This is a genomic window from Roseobacter phycocola (assembly GCF_042055075.2).
In the GTDB taxonomy this organism is placed as follows: domain Bacteria; phylum Pseudomonadota; class Alphaproteobacteria; order Rhodobacterales; family Rhodobacteraceae; genus Roseobacter.
This window is the reverse complement of record NZ_CP194010.1, coordinates 111,931-134,456: the sequence shown is the minus strand read 5'-3', so window position 1 is coordinate 134,456 and position 22,526 is coordinate 111,931. Positions and strand designations below refer to the sequence as shown.

Below are 22,526 nucleotides of genomic sequence, written 5' to 3'. Positions count from 1 at the left end.
TTGCATAGACCAATCCGGTGCCCCGGATGGCGTCCGGACGCAAAGCTGGAAAGAATGCAAAGGTCATGACCGAACACAAACACCGGCTTCGCGAGTTTGAATCGCTTCGTGCCCTGGTCACGACGGGCACGACGATCGGTGCGGCCCGCCGGCTGGGTGTATCCCAGTCGGCCGTCAGCCGTTCGCTCTCGCAGCTCGAGGCGCGCGTCGGCCGCTCGCTCTTTGTGCGCAGGTCGGGACGGATCGAACCCACGGATGAAGCGCTGAGGCTGAACGGAAAACTGGATCCGATTTTCGAGACCCTGGCGCAGATCGAAGGCGCAGACTGGGCCGCCCCCGAAGATGAACCGCTGCGGCTGGTCGTCCCGCCGACACTGGCGCATCACTTCATTATCCGGCGTGTTGCGAACTTTCTGAAGGCCAACCCGGGACGGCGGGTGCAGCTGGATATCCAGGCGACCGACGTTTTGGTCTCGGGCATTCTTGATCTGCGCTACGACCTCGGCCTGACCAGCGGGATGATCCAGCGCTCCGGTGTACAGCTGATGCCGTGGCGGCGCAGCCACGCGGTCTGTGCGATGCCGACCGGACATCCGCTGGCTGCAAAGAAATCCATCACACCTCAGGATCTGGATGGTGTGGATCTGATCCAGTTCCTGCGCAGGCTGGGCACCCGTGCCACAACAGAACAGATACTTGCCCGCGCCGGGGTCCAGCCGCGCCAGATTGCGGAGACGGCGACGAATATGGCGGCGCTGGAGCTGGTCCGGGAAGGCCTCGGTGTCACGCTGATCAATCCCTTCCCGCTCCTGTCACAGGACATGGAAGGTGTCGAAGTCCGGCCCTTTGACGCGTCGTGTTCTTATGAAACCAGCTTTGTGCTGCCCTCGGGCGTGCCCCCGACACAGCTGACCAGACAGTTTATCAGCTTTGTGAAGCTGACCACGCCGCCGCATAAGTATTCGGAGCCCATCTAGTGATCTCCGCCGCTGCTCCATTCTGCATCCGGATCCATCGGAAAAGCAGGGCGCGGCAGGTGCTCAAAGGGCCAGCGGCTGTGCACCGGGCTGGTCAGACCGGGCGTATCCACCTCAGAAACCTGTTCTGCCGGGAACCAGTCCGCGAAACCTGCCCGGAAATGCCCGCGGGATTTCACCACGACCGTGCGGGCTGCGGAAATATCCAGCCCGAACATATGAAAAAACACCGGATCAGCAGTCTGGGTACGGTCCGAAATGACGACGACCGTTATGCCGCCCATACGCAGCGCAGCAGATGGTCCGAGCGCCAGACGCCTGCCCGCAGTCATCCCCTGTTCTCCCACAACACCTCCATCGTGGAGTGCAGTGACCTCCGCTTCGGCATCAAAAGGCAGATCCCATTGGGCCCAGGGCGCTTCAGCATCCCGCGACCGGTTGAACCGCGCCTGAAACTGTCCGCCGACCCCCACCTGATGCGCCTCTGCGGCGAGTTCAGGGTCGCAGAACGATCCGACAAGGCAGTCGCGGACACCGGCCGCATGCAGTGCCGCCAGCAGCGCTGTCGTCCGGCCACTGCCACCCCCGCCCGGATTGTCGCCGGCGTCCGAGAAGATGACCCCCGCCCGATCTTCCTGAAGTGCAAGGGCCACCGCATCACCCAGCGTGGTCAGTTTGCGAGTAAAATCCCCGCGCAGAGACCACGCCATGCCAGCCAGTTCGTCTGCAAGCACCTGCGCCACGCCGATGTCTTCACGCGCGGTGACAACGATGCTCAGCCCGTTGTCAGGCGTGTCCGAAAAGAGGAAATTGCCGAACACGGAAACGTTGAGGATCTGACCCCGGCATTCCGCCTGACGCCGCTGTCCGGTGTCAATCAGAGTGCCGTAGGGATGTTCGGCGCTCAGCAGTGTCACCGACGCCGGCACGAGCGGCAGTTTGACATGGGCTATCTGTGGCCGCGTCCCCGACGCCAGAATGCGCCGCACCGCAAAAGCGGCCTCTTCCCCGCGCTCGATCTGATCCACATGCGGGTTGGTCCGGTAACCAACGATCAGATCACAGGCATCCACCATCCGCTGCGATACATTTGCATGCAAATCCAGCGTGGAAACAACGAGGACATCCGGCCCGACAACCTCGCGCACACGGGCCATCAGCAGCCCGTCCGGGTCGTAGTCATGTTCGGCCACCATAGCGCCGTGGTTGCAGATATAGACTGCGTCCAGCGCACCCGCCGCGCGCAGCATATTTTCCGCCGTTGCAATGATTTCTTCGATCACCGCCGCGCGCACCGGTCCTGCGGGATGGCTTGCCGCCAGAATACAGGGGACCGGCTCCCAGTCGCCCGTCGCATCCATCGCGCGCACGAACGCGGCGAATTCTGTGGCCAGTTTCGGGGTGTCCGAACGGGTTTCCTGCATCAGCGCATCGCCCGTGAGCCAGGTCAGCGAGCGGAAGTCATCTTCCCCTGCAGGTGGTGCAAACCGGTTGGATTCGAGGATGGCGCCAAGCAGGGCGATCTTTGGTGCGGTCATGACGACGTTCCTCTTAATTTGGGCATTGCATAAGGAAATCCGAAGAAATGACGCAAATCAACATTCCAAATGAGTATTCGGTAGAACTCGAAACGCCCGACATTGAACCCTATGCCGCGGGCAATACCGGGATCCCGTATGTCTGGCGGTTCGGGAGTGGCCTCCCCGGACCCAACGTTATGGTCAGCGCGGTTGTGCACGGTAACGAGCCCTGCGGCGTCATCGCGCTCGACTGGCTGTTCCGCGAAGACATCAGGCCGCTGTGCGGATCGCTGACACTGGCGTTCATGAATGTCGATGCTTACCACGCGTTTGATCCGGCTGATCCGAACCGCACCAGGTGGCTCGAAGAAGACATGAACCGTGTCTGGGACAAAGAAGTTCTGGACAGTGACCGGACCTCCATTGAACTCGAACGTGCACGCCGTGTCCGTCCGGCTCTTGAGGACATCGACTGTCTTCTCGACATCCACAGCATGCAGCATCTCGCCCCGCCTCTGGTGATGTCCGGACGCCACCAGAAAAGCAAAGACCTTGCCGCCCGGGTGGGCGTGCCAGAGCGGATCGTGGGGGATGCGGGTCATGCCGCAGGCCGGCGCATGCGCGACTACGGGGCCTTTGATGACCCGAATTCAACGAAGACAGCCCTGCTGATCGAATGCGGACAACACTGGGAAGCATCTTCGGGCGCACTGGCTGTTGAGGCCACGGTGCGGTTTCTGGCGGCAACCGGCACGATTGCGCAGGACCGGGTCGACGCCCTCGATCCCGTTCCGCAACAGTCGTTCTACACCGTGGCCCGGGCCGTCACGATTGAGAGCGATACATTCACGTTCGCGCAGCCGTTCACCGGCGGTGAAGTCCTGCCGGACGCAGGCACACTGATCGGTCATGACGGGGACACGCCGGTCACGACGCCCGCGGACAACACCATGCTGGTGATGCCGTCAAAACGCCTTTGGAAAGGCCAGACAGCGGTCCGTTTCGCCGTTCCGGACCGTCCTGGCTGAGCCCCACGCCCCGCCGGGCGCGTGATTCCGGTCATTTTCCGCCGAAATTCTGCGATCGGGCCCATGCCAGCACGAATAATTGTCGCATACGACGGTATACCGTCGACGTTCCCGGCTGCTTCTACTATCAGGGGGCCAACTCTAGTCATCAGGAGCACCTCATGTCCGATATTATTTACACCAAAGTAGACGAGGCCCCGGAACTGGCCTCTGCTTCATTTCTGCCGATCATCCAGAAATTCGCCGGTGCGGCCGGCGTCAGCGTTGGCACAAAGGACATCAGCCTCGCCGGGCGCATTCTGGCGGCGTTCCCGGAACACCTGAGCCCCGATCAGCAGCAGTCTGACGATCTGGCCGAGCTTGGACGCCTGGTTAAAACGGCAGAGGCCAATGTGATCAAGCTGCCGAACATTTCCGCCTCGGTGCCGCAGCTCGTGGGCGCGATCAAAGAGCTTCAGTCGCAGGGGTTCGCCCTGCCGGATTATCCGGAAGCACCCGAAACCGATGATGAGAAAGCCCTCCGCGCTAAATATGACGCGATCAAGGGTTCCGCGGTGAACCCGGTTCTGCGCGAGGGTAATTCTGACCGGCGCGCGGCAAAGGCCGTTAAAAGCTTTGCACAGGCCAGTCCGCACCGCATGGGCGACTGGACGGCCGACAGCAAAACGCATGTGTCCTCCATGCCCGGCAATGACTTCTTCTCCAACGAGACCTCCGCGACCCTCGCGGAAGCCACCGGGGCAAAGATTGTGCTCGAAACGGCCACCGGCGAGCGGGTGCTCAAAGAAGGCCTCGAATACCCGGCAGGTACCGTTGTGGATGCCACCTTTATGAGTGCTGCAGCTCTGCAGGACTTCCTCGCGGCCGAAATCGAAAAGACCCGCGAACAGGGCATTTTGTTTTCGCTGCACCTTAAAGCCACCATGATGAAAGTCTCCGACCCGATCCTTTTTGGTCACGCGGTCCGGGCATACCTCGCACCCGTTTTTGAAAAGCACGGCGAGGAAATGGCTGAACTTGGCGTGAATCCGAACTCGGGCCTTGGTGATCTGCTGGCACGCGTAAAGGACAACGCAGCCATCATAGCCGACATCGACGCCTGCATGGCCGCACGCCCGCCAATGTACATGGTGGACTCCGACAAGGGCATAACCAACCTGCATGTCTCATCTGATGTGATCATCGACGCGTCGATGCCAGCGCTGATCCGTGCCGGCGGCAAAGGCTGGGGACCGGATGGCAAAGAAGCAGACGCCAACTGTGTCATCCCGGACAATTGCTATGCGCCGGTCTATGATGAGACCATCAACTTCTTCAAAGAAAACGGCAAACTGAACCCGGCGACCGCTGGTACCGTCCAGAACATCGGACTGATGGCGCAGAAAGCCGAGGAATACGGTTCGCACCCGACAACCTTCGAGATCCCCGAAGCCGGTACGGTGAAAATGATCCTCGACGATGGCACGGTTCTGCACCAGCACGAGGTGCAGGCGGGCGATATCTGGCGCTCGTCCTCCGCCCGCAAGGCGCCGATCGAGGACTGGATCAACCTGGCCATTTCCCGTCAGAAAGCCGAAGGCTGTCGGGCGATTTTCTGGCTCGATGAAAACCGGGCGCATGACGCACAGCTGATTGCCTATGTGAAACCGGTGCTCGAAGCGAAAGGCCTGGCAGGGACGTTTGAAATCATGTCACCCCGCGCGGCCACGCGGGCATCGCTGGAAACGATCACCAGCGGTGCGGATACGATCGCAATCACCGGCAACGTGTTGCGCGATTACCTGACCGATCTCTTCCCGATCCTTGAGCTGGCGACATCCGCCAAGATGCTCTCAATCGTGAAACTGATGAACGGCGGCGGACTTTTCGAAACCGGTGCTGGCGGATCCGCCCCCAAACACGTCCAGCAGCTGGTCGGGGAAAACCACCTGCGGTGGGACAGCCTCGGCGAGTTCTGCGCCCTTGGCGAAAGCCTGATCTTCCTCGCGGACGCACGCGGCAACGAAAAGGCGCGGGTCCTGGGCAAAGCAGTGGAAACAGCCACACAGGGCATTCTGGACAATGACCGGTCGCCTTCGCGCAAAGTGGGTGAGCCGGACAACCGCGACAGCCACTACTGGTTTGCACGGTACTGGGCAGAGGCACTTGCAGCCCAGTCCGAGGACGCGGACCTTGCTGCGCATTTCGCGCCGGTGGCAGAGGCGCTGGCCTCAAACGAAGCACAGATCCTTTCTGAGCTCGCGGCGGTCCAGGGCCCCGGTGCTGAACTGGGCGGCTACTACCGTACGGACGACGCAAAGACAGCCGCGGTCATGCGCCCGTCAGCCACGCTGAACGGCATCATCGGCCAGACCGGCTGATCCGATCCGGAAAAGCTGCCGCGCGCTGAAACACGGCGCGCGGCTCGCGCAGGCAGGCATCCGTTTTGCCGCTGCCGTGCCCGGGACCCTGCAATTCTCCCGGCGTTGTGGGCCCGACACACAATGCCTTTCCTCAAAGCGACGCTGCATTAACTAATGCACCAGCAACCGGAACCTCCGGCAAAGGTCAGAAATGAAGCGTTTCCTGAGTAAAGTATCCCGGCATCTGGGGTGGAACCTTGTGAAAAACAGGGAAAGCGCCGTGCTGCGGCATCACTATGCTTTCCAGCTAAACAAGCTGTTCCGGATGACCAGACCGACCATGATCATCGATGTGGGCGGGAACAGGGGGCAGTACTTTGATTTCATCCAAAGGTTCACGGACTATCGTGGCCCTGTTGTGACGTTTGAACCCATCCCCGAGTTGTATGAATTTCTGAGTAAAAAGGCATCCGGTATTCCCAACTGGACGATCATGCCTGTGGCGCTTGGTGCCGCCGATACAGAGATGCAGCTGAAGGTGATGCGCTCAGATGATTTTTCGTCCTTTCTGCCACCGGCAGAGTCAGCAGGCTGGATCGAACAGGCCAATCAGGTGCAGAGGGAAGTCACTGTCCCTCTGAAGCGGCTGGACGGACTTTTGGCCGACATCACGCCCGATGCCAGTGCAGAACGCATCTTCCTGAAACTGGACACACAGGGCTTTGACCTTGAAGTCTTCGCGGGCGCAAAAGGAATTCTGCCTCAGGTCGTCGCGCTGCAGTCCGAAGTCGCGATGCAGCCGATATACGAAGGCATGCCCGATATTGCCCGGTCACTGGAGGTTTTTCGCGCTGCCGGTTTTGGCGTGACGGCTTTTTCAAAGGTGGCAGATCTGGACAATGTGGCCGTGGAGTTTGATTGCCTTATGATCAACAGGAAGACATCCGGATGAGCCCGGCCTTGCCGTTTCTGTAGCGCTGGCGCCCAGGCGGATTTTTCGCTGATGGCCCTTGAGAGAGCAACCGTTTCGGCCGGTTCACCGGCGGTAGGAATGACGGACGGCACCACAGAGCCCGAAAACACGAGCGCGCGTGCAGTCTTCCCCCGCAGCGCCGTCCGCCGCGCGGGGGGCCACATACCGGCAGAACCAAAACCGCGTCTTTTAGGCGTCTTCAGCATCACTGCGCGTCATGATGACTTCGCGGATGATCTGCCAGCTGCCTTCTTCCAGCACAAAATCAATGCTGAGCGATATCAGCTGATACCGCCCGGTGGCGTCATTCCTGCGGCTGACGATGATGTGCCCACGCGTGTCGTCCGCTTCAACCAGATGGTATTTCACCCAGGGGTTCTCATCTGTCAGAACGCCCATGTTATCTTTGATAAAGGCCATGAAGCCTTTTTTGTCATTGCGCATCAGCGTGCCGTCGTTCAGCAGCAGATAGGTCTGCATGTCGCTGTGATACAGTTTGTCCAGCACGTCAAAAGAATGCCCTGAGACGCCATGTATCAGACCGTCCAGAGTTTCCCGGACGGCGGCAGCATTCGGGTGGGTTTCAGACATAGTCATATTGGTTCTCCCTGCTGATCCGGTGTTCCGGGCACATGCCGGTCATTCCGTCGCGTAGTTGCTGAACATATCCAGTACGATCCGCCACGGCGCCTCTTCGTCATCCCGTTCAAGGACGTAGATGTATGACCCTTCCAGCGCGAAACCCTGGCTTTCAACGGACGCCCGGGTGACACCTTTCATAACGGCCTGGGTGCCGTCGTCTGAGATAAACAGGTCTTCGATCGTGTGAGAGAGCGCACCTTTGTGCTCAGCCATGAAAGTGATGGTCTGACGCGGAACCCCGTCACGCCCACGGGCCGGACGCGCAGCGGGAGCAATCCAGTAGACGTCCTCGTCATAAAGAGCGATCAAACCCGCCGCGTCATGGGTCGCGGCCAGTTCATTGAAGCGGTCATTGAACGCTTTCAGGCTTTCACGGGCTGTGGTCTGAGCAGCTGTTTCGGCGACAGCTGGTGACGCCAGACAGACAATCACGGCAACGGCAGAGAGGGCGGATGTCAAGCGCATGAGCTTGTCCTTTCAGGTGGTTACAGGAATATCAGGTGGTGGTGGGGCGGCGCCTTATGCAGCGCGGGTTCCCCTGATCGGATAGTTGTTTTCCGGGTTGCGGATAAAGCGAAGCCCGGCCAGCAGAGTTCTGAGATCAGGCCGTGCAAACGGAGCATTCGAGATATCTGTGACCTGGACCTGCCCGTTCGCATTCACCACAAAAATACCCGGTTCGGCAAAAGGCCGGTCTGTTTCCTCAGGGGATCGCGGGTCCGACAAATAAAGGCCAATCCGGTGCATCTGATCGACGCTCAGATCAAAGCCAACCGCATAGCCGGGCTCAATCAGTGCGAGCTGATCACGGGCTTTGTCTTCAGGATCAGCGGAGACCGCGATGACATCCACACCAAGCGCGTGGAACTCCGGCAAAAGCGTTTCCAGCTCTTTCAGATAGGTCGTGCACATCGGGCAATGCGCACCGCGATACACGACGACCATCTGCCAGTCGTGGCCGCCCTGTGGCTTACCGAGTGTCAGTTCTGCGCCGTCCGGTCCGGAAACCCTGATGTCCGGGAACTGCGCCCCCGCTGGTGTCTTCAGAGATGTCATTTTCGCATCCTTGTGTTTTGTGTTGATCGTTATAAAATACACGGAAAGAGAAACGTCAAGGTATTTTGTAGTGAGCGATACAAAAAAAGCAGGCCGCCCGAAAACATTCAGCCGCGAGGATACCCTGGCCAGGGCTGTCGGCGTGTTCTGGAAACAGGGATATGAAGGCGCATCAATGAAACTGCTGACAGATGCGATGGGTATCAACAGCCCCAGTCTTTACGCAGAGTTCGGCGACAAGCATGGTCTCTATCTGGAAGCGATCAAAAGTTACGCGACCAACGATGCCTGCACGCCCCTCGTTGCGCTGGAAACGGAGCCCGACATCCGAAAAGCTGTGCGCGCGTTCTTTGACGCCGTCGTCGACTACTCGACGCATCACGAAAGTGGTGCCAAAGGGTGCTTTCTCGTTTCCTGCGTGGCAACCAGTGCGGGCCACGTAGAGGGGACGACCGGGATGCTGCGAGACGCCATCATATCAACGGACGCCCGTATCAGAGCCCGTTTTGACCATGAAATCGCAAAGGGCACCCTGCCCGCTGACTTTCCGAGCGAAGACCGCGCGAGGCTTCTCTTTGATCTGCGCCAGGGCATGGTGTTCCGGGCGCGCGCCGGTTTTGCCGATACCGATCTTTCAGGCGACATCGAAAAATATGTCCAGGCCGTGCTGGCGGATCCCGAAAGCTGAGCCTGGCTTTGGTATCCAGGGGTCCGCGTTACGGGCCCCGGGATCAGAGAGAATACCATTATCAGCTGCACGACAACGAGCGGCCCGGTCCTGAAGTCTGCTCCTGACCGACGAGTGCACAGCTGGTGGGCGCGCTATGAGTACAGACCCGCCACTTTGCCCCTCAGACTAACCAGTGCCAGCACAGTATCGATTGTGGGTGTCGGGGTGTCAGTGATGCGGCCAAGCTCACGCACAGAACCGACCAGCGCGTCGATCTCCATCGGGCGCTGCTGATCCAGATCCTGCAGCATCGATGTCCGGTGCGCCCCCACCTCTGCGCCGCCCCGGATCCGGCGATCCACATCAATGGGGAACCGGACGCCCAGTTTTTCCGCAATGGTCTGTGCCTCAAGCATCATGTTGCGCGCAACCTCGCGCGTGCCAGGCTCCGTGCACAGCACATCAAGCGTCGCGTGGGTCAGCGCAGAGATGGGGTTGAAGGACAGATTGCCCCAGAGTTTAACCCAGATTTCATCGCGGATTTTGGGGCGTACCGGCGCTTTCAGCCCGGCAGCGGCCAACGCCTTTGACAACGCCAGTGCGCGCTCCGATTTTGATCCGTCCGGCTCTCCAAGCGAAAACCGATTGCCCTCAATGTGTTTGACAACACCGGGTTCGACGACCTCAGCCGCCGGATAAACCACGCAGCCCAGAACGCGGTCCGGGCCAAAACCATCCCACTGCGCGTTCCCCGGATCGACAGAAGCCAGACGCGTGCCCTCAAGATCGGTACCGATTTTGTGGAAATACCACCAGGGCACGCCATTGACCCCGGAGACAATCGTCGTGTTTTCCCCGATCAGCGGCTGCATGTGCGGCACAACCGCTGGCACGGAATGAGCTTTCAGCGTGACGACTACATAATCCTGTGGTCCGAGGTCCGCAGCCTTGTCAGAGGCCGTCACCTTTACCGTCGTCTCGCCGGTCTCCTCGATCAGTCGGAGCCCGTTTTCGCGCATAGCAGCCAGATGAGGGCCGCGCGCCACGAGGCTGACATCCGCCCCCGCTTCGGCCAGTTTCGCGCCCATATAACCGCCGATAGCTCCGGCGCCAAAAATACAGATTTTCATAATGCGCCCTTACCCCAAACCCAGTTTTTCAGCGAGGCCGATGCGCTGCAGCTTGCCGGTGGCCCCCTTCGGGATCTCGTCCAGGATCAGGACTTTGCGCGGCACCTTGAAAGCTGCGAGGCGTTCGGCGGCAAAATCGCGGATTTCCCGGTCTGTCGCGTTCTGACCGTCCTTGAGCACCACTGCGGCACCGATCTCCTCGCCCAGCTTGTCGTGCGGGATGGCAAACGTAACGCATTGCCCGACAGCCGGGTGATCAGACAGGATACCATCCACCTCCAGCGGACTTACCTTTTCTCCGCCGCGGTTGATGATCTCCTTCAGACGGCCTGTGAGCGAAAGATATCCCTCGCTGTCGAAGGCCCCCTGATCACCTGTCCTGAACCATCGCTTTCCCCCGGCCTCAAAGAAGTTCTTCTCGTTGGCCTCCGGGTTACCCTCATAGCCCGGTGTGACATTCGGCCCGGAAATCGCAATTTCGCCAATCCCGTCGATCAGGCGGTTTTCGATCTCATGTGCAATACGTACTTCGGGCCCTGCGGGTAAACCCACTGCCCCGGGTTTCTGACGCCCCGGTTCAATCGGGTTGCAGCACATCTGGTGTGCAGCTTCGGTCATGCCGTAGGCTTCAACCACCGGTGCACCGAACGTGTCGGCCAGTTGTGTCATGACCGGACCCGGGAGCGACGAGGAGGAGGAACGCAGAAAGCGCAGCCTTGCGTTCGCGATAACTTCAGCATTGCGGGGTGCCCGTGCGAGGATCGCCTGATGCATCGTCGGCACTGCCGTGTACCAGGTCGGATTGACCTCTTCGAGCCAGCCAAAGAATTTCAGCGCGTCAAACCCGGGGGCACAACTGATCGACGCACCGGCGGCCAGCGACGCCGAAACAGCGGCGACAAGGCCATGAATGTGAAACAGCGGCATCACGTTCAGGCAGCAGTCTCCGGCAGTGAGTGCGAGAGAAGCGCGGATGTTTTCGGCAGAAGCAGCAACATTTGACTGCAGCAGCGGGACAATCTTGGGCCGTGATGTCGTACCGGAAGTGTGCAGGATCAGCGCGATGTCATCTGCCGTGGGCTCAGTATCAGGAGCAGCTTCTGCGTGGGGCCCCGAAAGCGTGAACATGCCGGCGGGCTCAACAGCGGTCAGTTCGATAACCGCCAGACCGAACCGGTTCGCGGCGGCACGCGCGGGGCCGTCATAGCCTGCCTCAACAATGATCGCCCGCGCTTTGAGGTCTTCGAGGTAGAAGGCGAACTCCTCTTCTTTGTACGCGGGGTTCAGCGGCGCGGTAGTTGCGGATTGCGCAACTGTAACAAAGGCTGCGGCCATTTCGGGACCGTTTGGCAAAACGATCGCAACCCGGTCCTGCGCGCCAACGCCCGCATTTCTGAGCGAGGCGCGAACGCTTCCGGCAAGTTTCCTGAGTTCTCCGTAGTTCATCCAGTCCCGGCCCGGCGCGCCGATCGCCGGTGCGGCGTCAGGATGCGGTTGAATCAGGTGTGCAAGTGTCGTCATTGGTATTCCCCGTGAATTTTCGTGCTGGCGCGCGCGCCGTTTTTCTTTGGCCTCAGACCGCGGACGCAGTGCGCTTTTTGCGCAGCAGCTTCATCGCAGGCAACAGTATCAGAATGATTGCGACAACGGTAATCGGTCCCGCAATGGGCCGGGTCAGAAAAATCATCGGATCCCCGGATGACAGAAGCAGTGATTGCCGCAGAGTAGGTTCAGCAATGGGGCCAAGGACAATCGCGAGAACGGCCGGCGCCAGAGGATAGTCGAATTTGCGCATGAAGAACGCTGCAATTCCGAAAATCACGATGAGCCAGATGTCATGCATGCTTCGCGCTGCGGCAAACCCACCGATGATCGAGAGCACGAAAATAAGCGGCGCGAGGATCGTGAACGGCATCCGCAGCATCCAGATAAAAAGCGGAATAAACGCCAGATTGATCAGCAGTGCGGCAACATTCGAGATGTAAAATGAGCCGATCAGCGCCCAGACAAACTCGCTTTCATCAATAAAGAGGCGCGGGCCTGGCGTCAGACCCCAGATGACCATCCCCCCAAGCAGGATCGCCGTTGTGGGCGAGCCTGGAATGCCCAGTGTCAGCATCGGCAGCATCGATCCTGTAGAGGCCGAGTTGTTCGCCGCCTCAGGTGCGGCCACTCCGTCTGGCGTGCCCTGGCCGTATTCCTCCGGCCTGCGGGACACCATTTTGGCCACACCGTAAGACATCAGCGACCCGGGCGTAGCACCCGCGGCTGGCAGAATGCCGACGAAAAACCCGATAAAGGAACCGATCCATGTGCCTTTCCAGCCGCGGCGGATGGCCTCTTTGGTGTCAGAGGCCATGCCGCGCACGGTCATTTTTGGATTGGTTGTTGTGATCTCGCCGCGCGTCTGTTCGATCGTCCACAGCATCTCGCCGATCCCGTAGACACCGATCGCCAGGACGATAAAGCCAATGCCGCGCAGAAAGCCCGGGATGTCGAACAGCACAAGACGCGGCTCGCCCGAAATGGTGTCAAACCCTACCGTGGCCAGCACCAGGCCGAAGCAGATAGAGAAGATCGTTTTGGGGATATCGTCGCCGCCGAGACCCACAAAGGTCGCAAAAGCCAGCAGCATGAGCGCAAAGATCTCCGGCGGACCAAACGAAAGCGCGAGGCCGGCAAGGATGGGGGCAAAAAGGGTGAAGAAGACATTGGCCACTGTCCCGCCGATAAACGAGGCAATGGCCGCTGTGACCAACGCGAGGCTCGCGCGGCCTTTGAGCGCCAGCGGCCTGCCGTCAAAGGTGGTCGCGACGGCAGTGGATGCGCCCGGGATACCCAGCGTGACCGATGAGATCGCCCCGCCGTACATCGCGCCATAATAGATCGCCGCGAGAAAAATGATCGCCGATGAGGGAGGCACCAGAAAGGTGATCGGCAGCAGTATCGCAACTCCGTTTACGGACCCCAGCCCCGGCATAGCGCCGATGAAAAGCCCCACGGTGACACCGATCAGGATCAGGAATAGATTTGCCGGTGCCAGAGCAAGCAGCACGCCGTCCGTGAGAAAACTCAAAACTTCCATGTGAAAATCTGCCCGCCCGGTGTCAGTAAATGATGTCGTACATCACGTCGAAGAATGGCTGCGTAAATGGCATCCCCTGCGGCATGGAAATCAGCATCGCCGCCTCAAAGAAGAAGAACAACCCGACCGGCAGGCCGATCGATATGGCCAGCGTCAGCCACCACGAATGCCGCCCGAGAAACCGCAGATAATAAACCAGAAACAATGCTATGGCCCCGTACATGGAAACCACGTTGATGAGTGCGACAAATCCGACAATGCCGCCCCCGACATGGAGCACGGTACGCCAGCCGAAATCGTCCATCAAAGGTTCATCCGACTGTGCGGCGGGGCTCGTGCCCCGCCACCAGTTCCAGCCGATCGCAATGCAGCTCAGGAGCATCCCGAACGAGAGCCAGAAAGGCCAGAAACCGCCTCCCGGGCCCTGCCCGCTGATGTAACCGATGGGAAGTTCAGTGCTCTTCCACATCAGATAGAGTGAGAAGAGGGCAAGCAGACCCGCGAGTGATATTTCGCCCTGACGCATGATGCCCTCCTCCCCGTTCAGGCTCAGCTTTCGCCTGCGATTGCGTTCAGCAGTTTACGGTGGTTTTCGACCTGCACGGACCAGTAGTCACGGGTCTTCGCTTCATCCATCGGCAGCGGTGACAGGCTCTCGGAGACAAGATAGTTCTGCCATGCATCGCCATCATAGACCTGGCCAAAGACGTCGCGGTAGTAGGCAGCGGCCTCAGCAGACATACCCGGAGCACCAACGATCGCGCGCTGGTTATAATACGAGAAGTCGTGACCCTTTTCCTTCATGGTCGGCACATCAGGATACGCAGGCATGCGCTCATCAGAGAAGGCCAGAAGCGGTACGAATTCCCCGGCTTCATAGAAGCCCTTGGCCTCGGCAGGGTTGTTCACGGTCGCCATGATCTGCTTGCCTGCGAGATCTTTCGCAACAGCGCCACCGCCGTCATAGGGGATGTATTTGATTTTCAGATCATATGCATCGGACATCGCCGCAATAACGATGCTGTCCTCCTGCCCGGAGCCGGTACCGCCCATGACGAACTCACCATCCATCTCCTGAACTTTGGCAACGTATTCCTCAAAGGTGGTAATCCCGCTGTCGGCATGTACCCAGAGCACAAACGGATCCACACCCATCATGGTGATCGGCGTGAACGTTTCCACATCAATCCCCAGCCCCTCCTGCCGGATCGGCGTGGTGTAGAACGAGTTGAGCGTGACCATGATTGTGTGGTCTGCGTCACGGGCATCCTTCAGGTGCAGCAGCGCTTCAGCGCCGGAGCCACCGCCACGGTTGGTCGGGATCAGCGGACGGTTGGTCATGTCGTTGGCTTCCACCACCGACTGGACAAACCGCGCGATCTGATCTGCGCCGCCACCGGCACCGGCCATAATGGTAAAGTCAATTGGCCGCTTGGGTTTCCAGCCATCGGCGAGCGCCGAAAGGGGCATGGCAGCCATTGCAGTGCTGGCGGCAAGGCCAAGGAACAGTCTTTTCGAGAATTTCATTTGTAGTTCTCCTCCGATATGAGCCGGCGACCGGCCGTTAAAGTTGAAAAGTGGGTGGTAATCCGGGTGACAGTTCAGGTGTTGCTGCAGGTCAGTGGGCCATCAGAACGGGCATCTCCATGTGGTCGACAATCCGTTCCGTGTTGCCCCCAAAGAGCATCTCGGTTTCGTGGCTGTGGCTGTACGCGCCCGTCACCAGCAGGCTGGCTTCAATGGATTGCGCGAGATCAAGCAGGGCGCGTGCCGGGTCCGTTTTGTCAAACGTCACAACCGACGCCGAAATTCCCCGAAAGGCATAATATTCCTGCAGTTCTTCGGCAGTGGGTCCGTGCACCTGCACCTTGCCACCGGTCAGTATCGTGACTTTGTCCGCGGCCTGGACAACACTTAGGGAGGACGCCACAGCCCGTGCCGCCGGGAGCGAACCGTTCCACCCAACGGCCACATGGCGTGCGAAAGTCTCATCGGGGCGCAGTTCGCCGGGGCAGATCAGAACAGGACGCCCGGCTCCATAGAGCGCCGACTTCAGGGAGCTTTGCCCAAGGTTCCGCTCTTTCTGCGGCTTTGGCAGAACGATCAGGTCAGAAAGACGCCCCGCGTGTTTTACGACGTCGGCCATGCGGCCCGGCTCTTCGACAAAGGTACAGCGCGCCCCGCCTTCTGTGCCGTCTTCGGTCAGTCCATATTCGGCCGCAAGCCTGTGCAGAATGCCCCGCAGATGATTTTCCTGGCGCGTGGCCAGGTCGTTGGCCTGGTCCAGCATGGTTTTGCGCATGAACTCCGGCAATGGAACGCCTGTCGGGATCAGATCCTTCGGGCGCGGCCTGCAGTGGACGACCTTGACGTGGGCATCGTGTCGTTTTGCGATCTCGGCGGCGTGCGCCAGCACGGTCGCAACCATGCCATCTCCACGCACTGGAACGAGAATGGATCTGATCATTGATCAACACGCCCTTCTGTTTGCCATCAAACGTCAGGCACGTTCGCCGTGCCACAACACCAGGTTCTGTTATGCAGCGCCTTCAGCCTGCCCAACGCCCATTGATTTGGCTCAGCAATAATGTTGCGTCAAATTATTTTTTTCGGAAATATAGTTACCTATCAAATTTTCCTGTATTTTTAATCCCTTGTATTTAAGTTATTTTTTTGCATGCAGATGTATACTGCGCTTTTGCACCAAAACCGACCGGATTGGTGATTCCTGCGCAAAAGCGTAGCATTCGCACACAAACAGAACGTGAGATGACTGCCGGCTCACACTTTTTGCTTGCAGAAGCGGTATCTTCTTATGGTGCGAACGAGCCGGAACCCTGTCCTGCAGGGACCGCACCATATGCGGGGCACGCCAGGTATCAATTCGCCTGTTCTGATGATCGGCCCGGGGCGCGTGCACGGTGATCCCGCACCGTTGGATACGGCGGATCAAATCAACCCAGAGCTCGCATTCCACTCAGACCGATGGCCATCGACGTGACGACATCCGCTCAGGCCTGAAAGCGGGCACCCGGGATACCGGGCCGGAAGCGCATGCTCTTTCTGAAACTCCCAAAAGCAACTTTGCCTCTGTCGGGGAATGATCAGTAGATTATCTCCTGAGTTGGTCAAAACGACCGATCAGCGTTTCCAGAACCGTTTACGCTTCGGTTTCAGGGCCTTCAGATGTTTCTTCAGATCGGTGAAGCCACCAATTCTGACACCATCGATAAAGATCAGTGGTGTCGTCGTGATGTGGTGCTTGTCTTTGAAGGCATCTGTTTCCCGGCGTGTCCGAAGAATGTGCTCTTCGATCTCAAAATTTTCCCGCCGGAGCAGGTCGCGGGCTGCTGTGCCAAAGCCACAGGTATAACCGGGCAGATCCATCCGATACAGAACCGCTTTGGGCATTCCGAAACCTCCTTTTGCCGTTCGCCGATGTCAGACTTTCCGGACTGATACGCAAGTTGAAACCGGTAAACTTATCGTTGGGACATCCCGCCTGGTGATGTTCCCAAGCTGGCTCAATCAGCGACTGTGTCGGGTCGCCAGATTTTCGCCGACAGCACAACTGCAGTGCTTCGGCCGTCAATGCCGCAAACACAGTCGCTCATCCCGGATTTCAGAACGCCGGGTGGCACGCACCTTCGACGTGCAGGTCGCCGCAGGACCATTGGCAAAAGTACCTATTTTCAACCCCAGGTAGACGCGCTTAAGATACTGGAACAACAATAGTCTTTTTCACTTTCTATTTTCAGGAGACCCTGTGTTTTCAGCAGCTCATAAACTACCCAACAACAAACTGTATTTTTTCGAAGACGAAATGTACTGGCGCTTCGATCTTGGCGCGGGCAAGGCCGACCGTGGTTACCCCAAAAGAATTGCAGATCACTGGAAAGGTGTACCGCGCAACCCAGATGCGATCATCGAAGGTCAGGGCGACCGCGCCGACAAAGTCTATTTCTTCAAGGGCAGACGGTACTGGCGGTACGATCTGACGAAGCGCCGCACAGATCCCGGATATCCCCAGAACATTGCGACGCATTGGCCGGGTCTGTGGCCGCAGGGCGTGGATGCCTGTTTTCTGAACCCGATCAACAACAAGATGTATTTCTTCCGGGGCCGGCAATATATCCGTTTTGATTTCGCAAAAGGTAAGAAGGACGATGGCTACCCATTGTCGGTATCGGCAAACTGGCGTGGTTTGCAGGGGCCCTTCGACGCTGTGCTGCTGGGCACCGGCGACCGGAAGGACAAGGTGTATTTCTTTCGGGACCACCGGTACTGGCGTTACGATCTGAAAACGCACCGCACGGACCGGGGCTACCCCAAAGATACCAGACCGCTCTGGCCCGGTTTGGGTTTTTCAATTGCTGAACAGGCAATCCGCGCGTTCGAGCAAAAGTCAACGCCAGGCAAATGGCCTCAGCTGAGCCGCGCGATCCTGGCGCAGGAAATGCGCGATACTCTTGAAGACCCCTGGCGCATCAACCAGGCCAGCACCCCGATGTGCGGGCCTGCGTGCATTCTATACGGGCTGGCCAGCCAGCGTCCGCGCGACTACGTCCGGCTGGTTGCCGACCTCTACGACAAAGGCAGCCACCGGATGAAGACGAAAACCATGCGCCCGTCCGCGGATGTCATGGGATCGGCTGCAAGCCACGGCACACGTCAGGTGGACTGGCTGACGATGGCCGGCATGCGTGACGCCGCGAATGTCATTTTCACGATCGATGGCAACGAAGGCTGGTCACAGAATATCGAGCAGGGCATTGCCTTTCCCTGGGAAATAGAGGGGTGGGCAAAAGAGCTGTTGCGGCTGCGCAATGTGAAGGTCGACACCACCTTCGTCTGGGGCGACGAAGAGATTCTGCAAAAGGGAGATCTGGCGCACAGACGCGGCGGGATCAGCATCCTTCTGGTCGATGCTGCTATGGCGCGCAATGAGAGTGCCTTTCCGGCGGTTCCGAACCACTATGTCGTCTACGAAGGCAATCTTGATATTGAACGCCGGCCCTTCTGGCAGGGCGACATGTACCGTTTCAGGGTATGGACCTGGGGGACAAGGCCGCGCGGCATTGCCCAGAAAGACAGCCACTTCGACGGCAACATGTTCGGTGCAATCTATGGCGATCCGTAAGAGCCTGCGCTGAAGGAACGCCACAGTTTTTTTCAGCAACCGCTGCCAGTGGCGCCGGCAAGCGGCACATCACAGGGTCCCCGCGCCCGCTGAAGGCGCAGGGACTGCACTGCGGTCTGCGCGTATCCGGCCGTACACACGGACAAAAATGACGATCGCGGCGAGCTGGCCCAGAACGACCGCAGGCCAGATGAGTGCAAACTGCGGGTCAAAATACTTGTGCGGCCCAAAGGAAACGAGCGCCGTGACGGCCGCCAGCAAAGCGAGGCACCGGCCGGTCGCTGTTGCAACTGGTTGCGCAATCACAGCGGACACAGCAACCGACATTGCCGCCCCCAGAAACGGCGCAATGCCAAAAAGCGGTGTCGCAACGGGCGGGTGCGGCCTGATGCCGGCGTACAGTGCGGACAGCATAGTGGCCTGCAGCATGATCAGCGTCACAAGTGCGGCGGTTACCTGGCGGTCGGTATGAGTCATTTCACTTCTCCAAAAGCGTATTTATGATTACGGTTGCCTATATCCGTAATTTTAGTTACGGATTGTGTCAAGCAGCGGGAGAAAGTTTGTTTTGCGTCAGGAAAAGAAAGCGCAGCGCCAGCTGCAGATCGAAAATGCCGCCTACGCAGTTCTGGAGGCCAAAGGGTACGGAGGCACGTCGATGCTTGGCATTGCCAGGCAGGCAAAGGCATCAAACGAGACGCTCTACAACTGGTATGGCGACAAGCACGGACTGTTCCAGGCACTCGTCACGCGCAATGCGGAGGAGGTGAAATCGTATCTGGAAACCGAACTGGAATCAGACAACGACGCTCTTTCCATTCTTGGCACGCTGGGTCCAAAACTGCTGAAACTCCTGACCGGTGACAGATCAGTTGCCCTGAACAGAGCGGCTGCGGCAGACAGCACCGGCGAACTGGGCGCGACCCTTTCAAAGGCCGGGCGTGAGGCCGTCTTTCCATTGCTTGAACAGGTCCTGAAACGCGCAAAGAACGAAGGGCAGCTGCACTTTGACCACGCCGGTGAGGCCGTCGGGCTTTACCTGGACCTTTTGATTGGCGATCAGCAGATCCGGCGGGTGATCGGCCGTCTGCCCGCACCCACAGGCGCCGCACTGGACGATCGGGCGGCCCGCGCCGTTGCACATCTGCGCACCCTGTTGAGCGACACGCCCACACCGGGTGAAAACCAGACCCCGCGCCATCAGACAGGAGAGACCCGGCATGAGCCCTGACCCCTCCCCGCTTTTCACCCCGCTGGAACTGCCGTGTGGCGCCGTGTTGTCCAATCGCCTTGCCAAAGCTGCGATGTCGGATTCACTGGGGGATGGCATGGGCAACCCGACAGAAACCCAACAGCGGCTTTACGAACGCTGGGCGGCAGGCGGCGTCGCCCTCTCCATCATCGGGGAGGTACAGGGGAACCCGAACTTTGCAGAAAAGCCGGGCAATCTAGTCCTGACCGATGACGCAAATCCGGATCCCTTTCGCGCGCTTGCGCAAAAAGGTGCCGGGCCCTCAACACAACTTTGGCTGCAGCTGGGGCATGCAGGGGCGATGACCCACGCGCCAACCGGCACGCCGAAAGGGCCAAGCGCTCTCGACCTGGAGGGGTTACAATGTGACGCAATGACCTTTGCGGAAGTCAGCGCACTCCCGGACATGTTCGCGGGCACTGCGCGTCTGTCGCGCGAACTTGGGTTCGGCGGCGTAGAAATTCACGCGGCTCATGGCTTCCTGCTCAGTCAGTTCCTGTCACCCCTGTTCAACAGGCGCGGCGACGCTTACGGCGGCGCTGTCACCAACCGAATGCGTCTCCTGCTGGAGGTCGTCGAAGCCGTTCGCAGCGCCGTTGGGCCGACTTTCCCCGTCGGCGTCAAACTGAACGCGACTGACCAACTTGAAGGCGGGCTCATTCCGACTGACGCTCTGGAAGTTGTCGCTGCACTGGAGGTATCAGGCGTCGACCTCATCGACATCAGCGGCGGCACTTATTTCCCTGGTGCAGCCTCGGCATCTCACGCGACCGCGTCCGGCGTCTACTTCCTTGATTTTGCTGAAGCCGCCAGGACCAGAACCAGAATACCCCTCATGGTGACCGGTGGTTTCAAAACCCGGGACCAGGCCATTGACGCCGTCGTCAGTGGCAAAACTGATATTGTCGGTCTTGCGCGCAGTCTTGTTCTCGATCCCCACCTGCCGCGCCGCTGGCAGGCTTCGGATTTCCCGCGCTCCGGCGACATCACCTTTCCACGCTTTAATGCACCCCCTGAAGGCGGCATCACAGCCTGGTACACAATGCGCATGACCGAGCTTGGCCAGGACAGCGAAGGTCAGGACATTGACCTGCCCGCTGCGGTCAAAGCCTACAACGAACGCGACGCAGAACGCACATTGTTGTGGCGCAGGCGCTTTGGCTCCGGCGCAGGGTCCTGACCCTAGTTTTGTGCAGGGTGCCGCATCCGGGCGGCCGAAATTTTCAAACGGGCCCGGACACAGCACCCGCAGATGTAGGCACTTTGTGCACGATCCCTGCTGACGCTGTCATTGATGGCAGGCTTCCCACCAGATCAGATGGTGGCGATCAAACGCACTAGCCTGACGCGCTCGCAAAAGGAAATACACCGAAGACCGGGGGCCCCGATGCCACGCTTCACTCAGGCATGCTGAAGCCATTTGCAAAGACAATGTTGTTCAGACTGGTGTTTGCAAAACGCAGCGGACGCGCCTCTGCATATGTGGCCGAATTATACCAGGCGTTCGCAGTTTCCATGTCTGCGAATTCGATGACAACTGTATGGTTGCCGGTCCAGTCGCCCTCGATGACTGTCGCCCCGGGACCGCCGACCAGCACCTTGCCCTGGAATTCCATCAGCGACGGTGCAGCCGCACTGCCGTAGTCGTTCATGAAGGCGTCCCAGTCATCTACCTGGATCTGGCCGATAAGATAGGCAGGTTCAGCCATTGCGATAAACGGTGTAACGGCAGCGCAGAAAGCGGCGAGGAAGAGTTTTCTCATGTGGTTGTTCCTTTCAGTTCGGAATGTGTTGCGTCGGTGGGAGAGCGTATATACCGTGCAAAAACACCACTGAATGAGGAATAGTGCAGACCAATGGGCAAAAATGCACACCCTGGAATTCCCTGGGCCGAACTGCCGATCTTTCTGGCACTGGCCCATGAAAAAACCCTCAGTGGTGCCGCGAGGCGACTGAATATCGATCGCACGACTGTCGCACGGCGGATTGATACGCTCGAAGCTACGGTCGAGCGGGCCCTGTTCGACCGGGTAGACGGCCGGTTTGAGCTGACACCTCTCGGCCGCAAAGCCTTCGCGGCCGCTGAGCGGGCCCATCAGGAACTGTCGTTCTTTGGCAAACCGATGAGCGCTGAACGCCACGCGATGGGCAAAGTGCGGTTGTCTTTGCCGCTGCAGTTCAGTCTGACCCTTGTTGAACCTCTTGCGCGGTTTGAACGCGAAAACCCGGACATCCTGCTGGAACTGACCGCCACCGACCGGATGGCGTCGCTGCGCAGGTACGAAACAGACGTCGCATTGCGCCTGAGCCGGAACGCCCCGCGCGACGTGGCATCTTATGATCTCGGGGCGGTGTCACACCGCTACTATCACAGTGCGGACACGACACCCGATCTGAGCCGATATATCACCTATCCAGGGGGATCGAAGGTCATGGCAGAGGTGCTGGACCTGTTTCCGGATGCTCGGATCGTCATGTCCGTTGATGGCTTCATCCCGTTGCGGGAATATATTGCGCAGGGCGTGGGTTTCGGCATCCTGCCCAGCAAACTTGGCGATGCTGATCCACGTCTTGTTGCGGTGTCTGCCCCCATCGCCGAGCACCAGCTCAGGCTCTGGCTGATCTGCCTGCCGGAACAACGACGCCTGCACCGCATTCACAAACTGGTACAGTTCCTGCGATCCGAACTGAAAAGTGAATCCCGGTAAGCT

Annotated in this window: 22 protein-coding genes; 9 read left to right on the top strand and 13 right to left on the bottom strand. The window is 59.1% G+C overall.

Going from position 1 to position 22,526, the window contains the following annotated elements; translation table 11 throughout:
- The first annotated feature begins 65 nt into the window (after positions 1–65).
- Positions 66–977 carry a LysR family transcriptional regulator gene (locus AB4K19_RS00980; protein ID WP_375230103.1) on the top strand — a complete coding sequence of 304 codons (912 nt, stop codon included), beginning with the start codon at positions 66–68 and terminating at the stop codon, positions 975–977.
- Here the strand turns inward: AB4K19_RS00980 and AB4K19_RS00975 are convergent.
- The gene (locus AB4K19_RS00975) at positions 974–2,515 is read right to left on the bottom strand and encodes a M81 family metallopeptidase (protein WP_375230102.1); all 1,542 of its coding nucleotides are present in this window, start codon (positions 2,513–2,515) and stop codon (positions 974–976) included. The two genes, AB4K19_RS00980 and AB4K19_RS00975, sit on opposite strands and share 4 nt — an antisense overlap.
- Before the next feature lie 47 nt (positions 2,516–2,562).
- On the opposite strand from AB4K19_RS00975, the gene AB4K19_RS00970 reads away from it, so the two are divergent.
- The 3 genes from AB4K19_RS00970 (at position 2,563) to AB4K19_RS00960 (ending at position 6,819) form a co-directional block, all read left to right on the top strand.
- Positions 2,563–3,525 carry a succinylglutamate desuccinylase/aspartoacylase domain-containing protein gene (locus AB4K19_RS00970; RefSeq protein ID WP_375230101.1) on the top strand — a complete coding sequence of 321 codons (963 nt, stop codon included), beginning with the start codon at positions 2,563–2,565 and terminating at the stop codon, positions 3,523–3,525.
- Positions 3,526–3,686: 161 nt separating this feature from the next.
- On the top strand, positions 3,687–5,885 hold the full coding sequence (locus AB4K19_RS00965; RefSeq protein ID WP_375230100.1) for an NADP-dependent isocitrate dehydrogenase: 2,199 nt from the start codon (positions 3,687–3,689) through the stop codon (positions 5,883–5,885).
- A 193-nt stretch (positions 5,886–6,078) separates the two neighbouring features.
- Positions 6,079–6,819, top strand: a complete 741-nt coding sequence (locus tag AB4K19_RS00960) for an FkbM family methyltransferase (protein WP_436398737.1) — start codon at positions 6,079–6,081, stop codon at positions 6,817–6,819.
- Between the two features lie 210 nt (positions 6,820–7,029).
- On the opposite strand, the gene AB4K19_RS00955 is transcribed toward AB4K19_RS00960, so the two are convergent.
- From AB4K19_RS00955 to AB4K19_RS00945, 3 genes are read right to left on the bottom strand one after another with little or no spacing between them, the layout of a single operon-like run.
- Positions 7,030–7,437: a hypothetical protein gene (locus AB4K19_RS00955; RefSeq protein WP_375230098.1), complete on the bottom strand. Its 408-nt coding sequence runs from the start codon at positions 7,435–7,437 to the stop codon at positions 7,030–7,032.
- Between the two features lie 42 nt (positions 7,438–7,479).
- Positions 7,480–7,947 (bottom strand): YybH family protein, encoded by a 468-nt coding sequence (locus tag AB4K19_RS00950; protein ID WP_375230097.1) that lies wholly within the window; start codon positions 7,945–7,947, stop codon positions 7,480–7,482.
- 54 nt (positions 7,948–8,001) lie between these two features.
- The gene (locus AB4K19_RS00945; RefSeq protein WP_375230096.1) at positions 8,002–8,538 is read right to left on the bottom strand and encodes a redoxin domain-containing protein; all 537 of its coding nucleotides are present in this window, start codon (positions 8,536–8,538) and stop codon (positions 8,002–8,004) included.
- A 70-nt stretch (positions 8,539–8,608) separates the two neighbouring features.
- On the opposite strand from AB4K19_RS00945, the gene AB4K19_RS00940 reads away from it, so the two are divergent.
- Entirely contained in the window at positions 8,609–9,226 is a 618-nt protein-coding gene (locus tag AB4K19_RS00940; RefSeq protein ID WP_436398735.1) for a TetR/AcrR family transcriptional regulator, read from the top strand.
- 134 nt (positions 9,227–9,360) lie between these two features.
- Here AB4K19_RS00940 and AB4K19_RS00935 read toward each other — a convergent pair whose 3' ends face one another.
- The 7 genes from AB4K19_RS00935 to AB4K19_RS00905 form a co-directional block, all read right to left on the bottom strand.
- Positions 9,361–10,338, bottom strand: coding sequence for a 2-dehydropantoate 2-reductase (locus AB4K19_RS00935; protein ID WP_436398734.1), 978 nt, complete (start codon positions 10,336–10,338; stop codon positions 9,361–9,363).
- A gap of 9 nt (positions 10,339–10,347) precedes the next feature.
- Positions 10,348–11,859 (bottom strand): AMP-binding protein, encoded by a 1,512-nt coding sequence (locus AB4K19_RS00930; RefSeq protein ID WP_375230093.1) that lies wholly within the window; start codon positions 11,857–11,859, stop codon positions 10,348–10,350.
- 52 nt (positions 11,860–11,911) lie between these two features.
- Positions 11,912–13,423, bottom strand: coding sequence for a tripartite tricarboxylate transporter permease (locus AB4K19_RS00925; protein ID WP_436398731.1), 1,512 nt, complete (start codon positions 13,421–13,423; stop codon positions 11,912–11,914).
- Positions 13,424–13,445: 22 nt separating this feature from the next.
- Complete coding sequence (locus AB4K19_RS00920) at positions 13,446–13,949, bottom strand: tripartite tricarboxylate transporter TctB family protein (RefSeq protein ID WP_375230092.1); 504 nt, start codon at positions 13,947–13,949, stop codon at positions 13,446–13,448.
- Between the two features lie 23 nt (positions 13,950–13,972).
- Positions 13,973–14,950 (bottom strand): Bug family tripartite tricarboxylate transporter substrate binding protein, encoded by a 978-nt coding sequence (locus tag AB4K19_RS00915; protein ID WP_375230091.1) that lies wholly within the window; start codon positions 14,948–14,950, stop codon positions 13,973–13,975.
- Positions 14,951–15,041: 91 nt separating this feature from the next.
- Positions 15,042–15,890, bottom strand: coding sequence for a universal stress protein (locus tag AB4K19_RS00910; protein WP_375230090.1), 849 nt, complete (start codon positions 15,888–15,890; stop codon positions 15,042–15,044).
- 674 nt (positions 15,891–16,564) lie between these two features.
- Entirely contained in the window at positions 16,565–16,834 is a 270-nt protein-coding gene (locus tag AB4K19_RS00905; RefSeq protein ID WP_375230089.1) for a glutaredoxin family protein, read from the bottom strand.
- Between the two features lie 355 nt (positions 16,835–17,189).
- Between AB4K19_RS00905 and AB4K19_RS00900 the strand changes: the two genes are divergently transcribed.
- On the top strand, positions 17,190–18,563 hold the full coding sequence (locus AB4K19_RS00900) for a hemopexin repeat-containing protein (RefSeq protein ID WP_375230088.1): 1,374 nt from the start codon (positions 17,190–17,192) through the stop codon (positions 18,561–18,563).
- A 69-nt stretch (positions 18,564–18,632) separates the two neighbouring features.
- Here AB4K19_RS00900 and AB4K19_RS00895 read toward each other — a convergent pair whose 3' ends face one another.
- Positions 18,633–19,040, bottom strand: coding sequence for a hypothetical protein (locus AB4K19_RS00895; protein WP_375230087.1), 408 nt, complete (start codon positions 19,038–19,040; stop codon positions 18,633–18,635).
- A 91-nt stretch (positions 19,041–19,131) separates the two neighbouring features.
- On the opposite strand from AB4K19_RS00895, the gene AB4K19_RS00890 reads away from it, so the two are divergent.
- Complete coding sequence (locus tag AB4K19_RS00890; protein ID WP_375230086.1) at positions 19,132–19,794, top strand: TetR/AcrR family transcriptional regulator; 663 nt, start codon at positions 19,132–19,134, stop codon at positions 19,792–19,794.
- The gene (locus AB4K19_RS00885; RefSeq protein ID WP_436398727.1) at positions 19,784–20,995 is read left to right on the top strand and encodes an oxidoreductase; all 1,212 of its coding nucleotides are present in this window, start codon (positions 19,784–19,786) and stop codon (positions 20,993–20,995) included. Before AB4K19_RS00890 ends, AB4K19_RS00885 begins: the two co-directional genes overlap by 11 nt.
- Positions 20,996–21,212: 217 nt before the next feature.
- Here AB4K19_RS00885 and AB4K19_RS00880 read toward each other — a convergent pair whose 3' ends face one another.
- Positions 21,213–21,578 carry a DUF1330 domain-containing protein gene (locus AB4K19_RS00880; RefSeq protein ID WP_375230083.1) on the bottom strand — a complete coding sequence of 122 codons (366 nt, stop codon included), beginning with the start codon at positions 21,576–21,578 and terminating at the stop codon, positions 21,213–21,215.
- A gap of 93 nt (positions 21,579–21,671) precedes the next feature.
- Here AB4K19_RS00880 and AB4K19_RS00875 point away from each other — a divergent pair, with 93 nt between their 5' ends.
- Positions 21,672–22,523 carry a LysR family transcriptional regulator gene (locus AB4K19_RS00875; RefSeq protein WP_436398725.1) on the top strand — a complete coding sequence of 284 codons (852 nt, stop codon included), beginning with the start codon at positions 21,672–21,674 and terminating at the stop codon, positions 22,521–22,523.
- The last annotated feature ends 3 nt before the right edge of the window (positions 22,524–22,526 follow it).

Coding starts and splice junctions, on each gene's coding strand:
- AB4K19_RS00960 (WP_436398737.1), top strand. CDS start 6,079: ATGAAGCGTTTCCTGAGTAAAGTATCCCGGCATCTGGGGTGGAACCTT.
- AB4K19_RS00950 (WP_375230097.1), bottom strand. CDS start 7,947: ATGCGCTTGACATCCGCCCTCTCTGCCGTTGCCGTGATTGTCTGTCTG.
- AB4K19_RS00885 (WP_436398727.1), top strand. CDS start 19,784: ATGAGCCCTGACCCCTCCCCGCTTTTCACCCCGCTGGAACTGCCGTGT.
- AB4K19_RS00980 (WP_375230103.1), top strand. CDS start 66: ATGACCGAACACAAACACCGGCTTCGCGAGTTTGAATCGCTTCGTGCC.
- AB4K19_RS00955 (WP_375230098.1), bottom strand. CDS start 7,437: ATGACTATGTCTGAAACCCACCCGAATGCTGCCGCCGTCCGGGAAACT.
- AB4K19_RS00895 (WP_375230087.1), bottom strand. CDS start 19,040: ATGACTCATACCGACCGCCAGGTAACCGCCGCACTTGTGACGCTGATC.
- AB4K19_RS00905 (WP_375230089.1), bottom strand. CDS start 16,834: ATGCCCAAAGCGGTTCTGTATCGGATGGATCTGCCCGGTTATACCTGT.
- AB4K19_RS00945 (WP_375230096.1), bottom strand. CDS start 8,538: ATGACATCTCTGAAGACACCAGCGGGGGCGCAGTTCCCGGACATCAGG.
- AB4K19_RS00880 (WP_375230083.1), bottom strand. CDS start 21,578: ATGAGAAAACTCTTCCTCGCCGCTTTCTGCGCTGCCGTTACACCGTTT.
- AB4K19_RS00915 (WP_375230091.1), bottom strand. CDS start 14,950: ATGAAATTCTCGAAAAGACTGTTCCTTGGCCTTGCCGCCAGCACTGCA.
- AB4K19_RS00875 (WP_436398725.1), top strand. CDS start 21,672: ATGGGCAAAAATGCACACCCTGGAATTCCCTGGGCCGAACTGCCGATC.
- AB4K19_RS00930 (WP_375230093.1), bottom strand. CDS start 11,859: ATGACGACACTTGCACACCTGATTCAACCGCATCCTGACGCCGCACCG.
- AB4K19_RS00935 (WP_436398734.1), bottom strand. CDS start 10,338: ATGAAAATCTGTATTTTTGGCGCCGGAGCTATCGGCGGTTATATGGGC.
- AB4K19_RS00975 (WP_375230102.1), bottom strand. CDS start 2,515: ATGACCGCACCAAAGATCGCCCTGCTTGGCGCCATCCTCGAATCCAAC.
- AB4K19_RS00910 (WP_375230090.1), bottom strand. CDS start 15,890: ATGATCAGATCCATTCTCGTTCCAGTGCGTGGAGATGGCATGGTTGCG.
- AB4K19_RS00920 (WP_375230092.1), bottom strand. CDS start 13,949: ATGCGTCAGGGCGAAATATCACTCGCGGGTCTGCTTGCCCTCTTCTCA.
- AB4K19_RS00970 (WP_375230101.1), top strand. CDS start 2,563: ATGACGCAAATCAACATTCCAAATGAGTATTCGGTAGAACTCGAAACG.
- AB4K19_RS00965 (WP_375230100.1), top strand. CDS start 3,687: ATGTCCGATATTATTTACACCAAAGTAGACGAGGCCCCGGAACTGGCC.
- AB4K19_RS00925 (WP_436398731.1), bottom strand. CDS start 13,423: ATGGAAGTTTTGAGTTTTCTCACGGACGGCGTGCTGCTTGCTCTGGCA.